The 5,626-nt window shown below is 51.2% G+C and carries 4 protein-coding genes; 1 reads left to right on the plus strand and 3 read right to left on the minus strand.

All coding sequences use genetic code 11. The features are described 5' to 3' along the window. Positions 1–128: 128 nt before the first annotated feature. From fdhF to B2633_RS16540, 3 genes are read right to left on the minus strand one after another with little or no spacing between them, the layout of a single operon-like run. Positions 129–2,831, minus strand: a complete 2,703-nt coding sequence (gene fdhF / locus B2633_RS16530) for a formate dehydrogenase subunit alpha (RefSeq protein WP_483171787.1) — start codon at positions 2,829–2,831, stop codon at positions 129–131. An 18-nt stretch (positions 2,832–2,849) separates the two neighbouring features. Next, a complete protein-coding gene (nuoF, locus tag B2633_RS16535) occupies positions 2,850–4,070 on the minus strand; it encodes an NADH-quinone oxidoreductase subunit NuoF (protein ID WP_481041377.1) in 1,221 nt (406 codons plus the stop codon). A 25-nt stretch (positions 4,071–4,095) separates the two neighbouring features. Beyond that, the gene (locus tag B2633_RS16540; RefSeq protein WP_481041375.1) at positions 4,096–4,542 is read right to left on the minus strand and encodes an NADH-quinone oxidoreductase subunit NuoE family protein; all 447 of its coding nucleotides are present in this window, start codon (positions 4,540–4,542) and stop codon (positions 4,096–4,098) included. A gap of 469 nt (positions 4,543–5,011) precedes the next feature. Here B2633_RS16540 and B2633_RS16545 point away from each other — a divergent pair, with 469 nt between their 5' ends. Beyond that, on the plus strand, positions 5,012–5,587 hold the full coding sequence (locus B2633_RS16545) for a hypothetical protein (protein WP_483171788.1): 576 nt from the start codon (positions 5,012–5,014) through the stop codon (positions 5,585–5,587). Positions 5,588–5,626 lie beyond the last annotated feature (39 nt).

Here is a 5,626-nt window from a genome sequence, read left to right on the forward strand (position 1 = left end):
TCTCCGGGTGCGAAACAGTTCATTTACAAATTTCCCCTTCCTTTTTTGTTTTAGCGCTCGAATGAAGCTCTAACATATAATCCCCTAATGCTTATCCAGCTTAGCCCATATATTCTCTCTAAGCAAAGCTAAATTTTCTCTACTTTGGCTGCTGATACCTTGTACTCCGGAATCTTGGCCACCGGATCCAGGAATTCAGCACTGGTCAACCGGTTGGCAGCAGTTTCAGCGAAATGGAAGGTCATAAACACCACCTGCGGCGCCACCATTTCAGTGACTTTGGCGGTTACTTCCAGGCTGCCCCGGCGGGTCGAGATCTTGAGCAGTTCGCCGTTTCCGATCCCTTTCGCTTTGGCCAGTACCGGATTGATCTCCAGTTCGGCTGTCGGCATATGCGCGTTCAAAGCTGAGGCACGGCGCGTCATGGTTCCGGTGTGATAATGGAATAGACTACGTCCCGTGGTAAGGATCAAAGGATAGTCATCATCAGGCAGTTCACCCGGGGGGATATAGTCGATAGCGGTGAAAGCCCCTTTGCCTCTGCTGAAATTACCGTCTTTGTGCAGGAATGGTGTACCCGGGTGCTCCTCAGTGGGGCAGGGCCACTGCAAACCACCCTTTTCCAGGCGGGCATAATTGATACCTGCGTAGGAGGGAGTAAGTTTGCGCATCTCTTCAAAGATCTCTTCAGCATCGGTGTAATTCATAGGATAGCCCATACGGGAAGAGATTTCACACAGTATCTCCCAGTCGGCGAGAGCCTGTCCGGGCGCCGATACCGCTTTGCGCACCCGCTGCACCCTTCTTTCGGTGTTGCTGAAAGTGCCATCCTTTTCGGCGAAGCAGGATCCTGGCAATACCACGTCGGCATACTTGGCGGTTTCAGTGAGGAATATGTCCTGCACCACCAGGAAGTCGAGCTTTTCCAGGGCCTCTTCCACATGCTGAAGATCAGGGTCGCTCATCATGGGATTTTCACCAAATACATAAAGCGCTTTCATCTCGCCATGGTGGGCCTTGTTGATGACTTCAGTGAGGACCAAGCCGTTCTCTTTGGGCAGGCTTATTCCCCAGGCCTGTTCGAATTTGGTCCGTACGGCTTCATTGGTGACGGCCTGATAAGCCGTATACACTACCGGGAGAGCACCCATATCACATGCACCCTGCACGTTGTTTTGCCCACGCAGGGGATCAACTCCAGTCCCGGGGCGACCCATGTTGCCCGTAAGCATGGCCAGGTTGCAGACGGATTTTACATTGTCAGTACCGGTGCGGTGCTGGGTAAGGCCCATGGCATAACAGATGGCGGCGTTACCGCTCTGAGCGTACAGCCGGGCCGCGGCACGGATGTCCTCTGCGGGTACGCCGGTGATCGGTTCTGCGAATTCAGGGGTGAATTTCTCCACCACTGCCGCCATGGCTTCATAACCCTCGGTGTGTTCCGCTATGAAAGCCTGGTCGGCCAGGTCTTCGCTGATAATGACGTTCATCATGGCATTGACCAGGGCTACGTCAGAACCGGGCAAATGCGGCATATATACGTCAGCTATCTCGGCCAGGTCGGTGCGGCGCGGATCGGCTACGATCAGCTTGGCTCCGTTATAAAGCTTGTTCTGTTTTATCTTCATCCCGATAACAGGATGGTTCTCGGTGGTATTGGATCCAATAACAAAAATACAGTTGGCGTCTTTTTCCAGTTCGCCAATGGCATTGGTCATGGCTCCGCTTCCGAATGCTGCCCCCAGACCGGCGACAGTAACGGAGTGTCAGAGACGGGCGCAATGGTCTACGTTATTGGTTCCCAGGACGGCGCGGGTGAACTTTTGCGCCAGGTAGTTCTCCTCATTGGTAACGCGAGCAGAGCTGAATACAGCAATGCTATCGGGACCGTGCTGGATTTTGATTTCGCCCAGGCGTTTGGCCACCAGGTCGAGAGCTTCATCCCAACTGGCTTCCCTGAACTCCCCATTTTCCTTAATAAGTGGAGCGGTCAAGCGATCGGGGGAGTTAATGAAATCCCAGCCGAAACGACCTTTGACGCATAGTGCGCCTTTATTGACCGGGCTGCCTTCCAGGGTGCGGTCAGAGGTCACTCCGACAACCTTGTCATCTTTCACATTCAGTTCCAGGGTGCAGCCGGTTCCACAGTAGGTGCAGGTGGTGAGCACCTTGTCTACCTCATAAGATCTGCCCATTCCGGCGCTTACCTTGCTGGTTAAAGCCCCCACCGGACATACCATTACGCACTGTCCGCAGAACACGCAGGGGGAATCGGCCAAATTACCGTCAAAGGATGTGGAAATCTTGGCATTATGGCCGCGGTTTTTGACATTTATAGCCCGGGCCACGGTAATGTCTTCACAAGCCCGGACACAACGAGTGCACATAATGCATTTGTTATAATCCCTTTCCAGGAATGGGTTGGGATCGTCAATAGGATATACATGGCGTCCGCCGTCTTCGAAACGGCTTTCTTTTATGCCGTATTGATAACAATAGTCTTGGAACTTGCAGTCACCGTTCTTTTCGCAGACCTGACAATTGAAATCATGCCTGGCTGCCAGGAGCTCTAAAATGACTTTGCGGGCTTCAATAATAGCCGGGCTTTCGGTTTCCACTACCATGCCGTTTTCGGCCGGGGTCACACAGGAGGCCACAAATAAGGGGCGTCCCTTTACATCCACCAGACACATGCGGCAAGAGCCTGCCAGGCGGAGGTCAGGGTCATAACATAGTGTGGGAACAGGTATGCCGGCAGCCTGGCAAGCATCCAGAACAGTGCTGCCACGAGGAGTTTGTATCTCTCTGCCATTGATGGTCAGAGTAATCATGGCTTTCCCTCCTTTCCGTTAGATTTGCAGTCTGGCTTGATATTCCGCGTTGAAATGTTCCAGGGTGGTCACGATCGGGCCGGGAGCTGCCTGCCCTAATCCACATAGACACGCCTTTTGCATTACCCGGGACAACAAGGCCAGTTTATCCAAATCTGCCGGGGCCGCTTGCTTCTTGTTTATCTTCTTCATAATCTCATAAGCACGGAAAGTTCCCTCTCTGCAGGGATTGCATTTTCCACAAGATTCATGTTCAAAGAATTTTGCAATGCGGGTTACGACATCTACAATATCACGGGTTTCATCCATGACCAATACAGCGCCGGTGCCCAGGGTAGCCCCGATATTTCGCATGGAATCGGCATCTATGGGCGTATCCAGCAATGATTCGGGAATAAATCCCCCTGAGGTTCCGCCGATTTGCACCGCCTTGAATTTCTTGCCGCCGCGAATTCCCCCGCCAAAATCAAAAATCACTTCGCGGATGGTGGTGCTGGTTGGAACTTCAATGGGGATGCGATTCACCACATCGCCGGTCAGGGTCAAAACCTTGGTCCCCGGATAGCTTGGGGTACCAATGGAAGCAAACCATTCTCCCCCCTGCATTACGATATCAGGAAGATTTGCAAAGGTTTCAACATTGTTCACCACGGTTGGCTTGGCCCATAAGCCTGAAACGCCCGGAAATGGTGGCTTAAAGCGAGGCTCCCCGCGGTGGCCCTCAATCGACTCGATTAATGCCGTTTCTTCGCCACATACATAAGCACCGCCACCCATGCGGACCTCAATATCGAATTCCCCGAGGACTCCGCTGTTGCGGGCTTGATCGATAGCGCGGCGCAGCAAGTCCACCACATAGGGATACTCCCCTCTGCAGTAGATATAGCCTTGTTTGGAATCAATGGCGTGACCACATATTGCCATTCCTTCCAGCAGGCGCTGGGGGTCTTTTTCGACAATGGTGCGGTCCTTGTAGGTTCCTGGTTCCCCTTCGTCCAGGTTGCATACTACATATTTGACCGGGGCGTCTGGAACAAAGCTCCATTTCATGCCTGCATTAAAACCTGCCCCCCCGCGACCCCTCAGATTTGATTTCTTCACCTCGGCGATTAAATCCTGACGAGACATGCTGCGAGCTTTTTGCAGGGCTTGATAACCGCCGACTTGAATATAATCCTCTATCTTCTCAGGATTGATTTGGTCGGCGTTGCGCAGAACGATGCGCATTTCTGCAGCCATCTTACTCCCTCCTTTCCTATTAAGTTTACTTGCACAGGGCTAGCACCGCTGGCACTTGTTCTGGGTTCATATCTACATAAGGTATGCTGTTGATAGTAATGACTGGAGTTCCCTGGCATTGTCCTACGCATTCGGTGAGTTCCAGGGTGAATTTGCCGTCTGCTGTGGTTTGACCTACTTTGATGCCTAGTGCATCTTCAAAGGCCTTGATGAGAATATCCGCTCCGGCAATATGACATGGCGCGCTTTCGCACATGCGAATAATATACTGGCCCCGCTCGGCCACGGAGAGGTACGAATAAAACGTCGCCACGCCGAACGCTTGGGCAGCAGATATACCGAAGACTCGTGCCGCTGTTTCAACCGCTTCCTCAGGAAGATAGTTGTATTCCCTTTGCACGGCATGATAGGCTTCTATAATTCCCCCCGGTTTACCCTGATAAAAAGTAATGATTTCTTGGATGTTAGCCACCTTTACACCTCCTTTCATAACAATAAGGACATCAGACGACCCCCTGCCTGCTGATGCCATTCTTCCAGTTAATATTAATTCGTGATTTATTCGAAAATACCTGCCTGATTTGAGTACTTTGTCGACAATAATCCAAGAACGTAAGCGAAAAATGAAATAGATTGGAATTGCCCGGATAAATCCGGCTGAAAAATCCTGCATGAGTGAAATGCTGCCAGACAGTAAAATGAAGGAATGTCGAAAGCGCATGATTGCATACAAAGTTTACGTAAGATACGACATTAAAATATTACTTCGGCAGGATAAACCATGTGTTTGTTGAAATAATATCAGGTGTTTTTGCGTCTAAATAATGGGTCAATCGTGGCAGGTAATGTGCAGAGATATAGATAATGTATCAGCCAGGTTTAAAGGTCATTGCCTTAAAGGCTATGCATTCACTTACAAATTCAGAGAGAGAGGGATAAGATTGAAGAACGCCCAAAAAACGACTGCTATGATAGTGCTGTCATGTCTTTTACTGGGAATGGCTGGCTGCGCTTCAAAACCGCAGGAAAGCGCCGCACCAGCTGCAGCTCCAGCCGTTAACGAACCGGCTGCACCGGCAGAGAACCCATCAACCGGTCAGCAAGATCCGCCCGCAGCGCCAACTGAGCCATCCAAAAACCCGGCGGTTAAACCAAACGCTACCCTGCCGCCGAATGCTTCCGGTGAACCGGCAACGGCTGTTCAACAGCCCAGCCTGATTTTAGGCAGAGGTCGGGATGAAGGCAGCGGGCAGGTTACTCAGGCGGATACCAAATTTAAGGCCGGAGAACAGTTTTATTATGGCTTTAACAATGGCGTGCCATTTGGGGCCTCGAGTATACTACTGCAATATGAGTCAGCCCAGAGCGGGGAAGTGATCAACAAGTATTCGATTACCGTCGACCCGGCCCAGACTTACAATTGGGCCGCCATCTCTTTCAAAGAGCCGGGACAATATAAACTGGTATTTATGGTCAACAACACCATTCGCGCCAGCCAAACCTTTACTATCGAATAAGCCAAAAAGGAATGCGGGACACAAGCGGGGACGGTTCTT

Origin of the sequence: Syntrophomonas sp. UBA1041 (assembly GCF_002316705.1) — a bacterium.
In the GTDB taxonomy this organism is placed as follows: Bacteria; Bacillota; Syntrophomonadia; order Syntrophomonadales; family Syntrophomonadaceae; genus DTU019.

Coding starts and splice junctions, on each gene's coding strand:
- nuoF (WP_481041377.1), bottom strand. CDS start 4,070: ATGGCTGCAGAAATGCGCATCGTTCTGCGCAACGCCGACCAAATCAAT.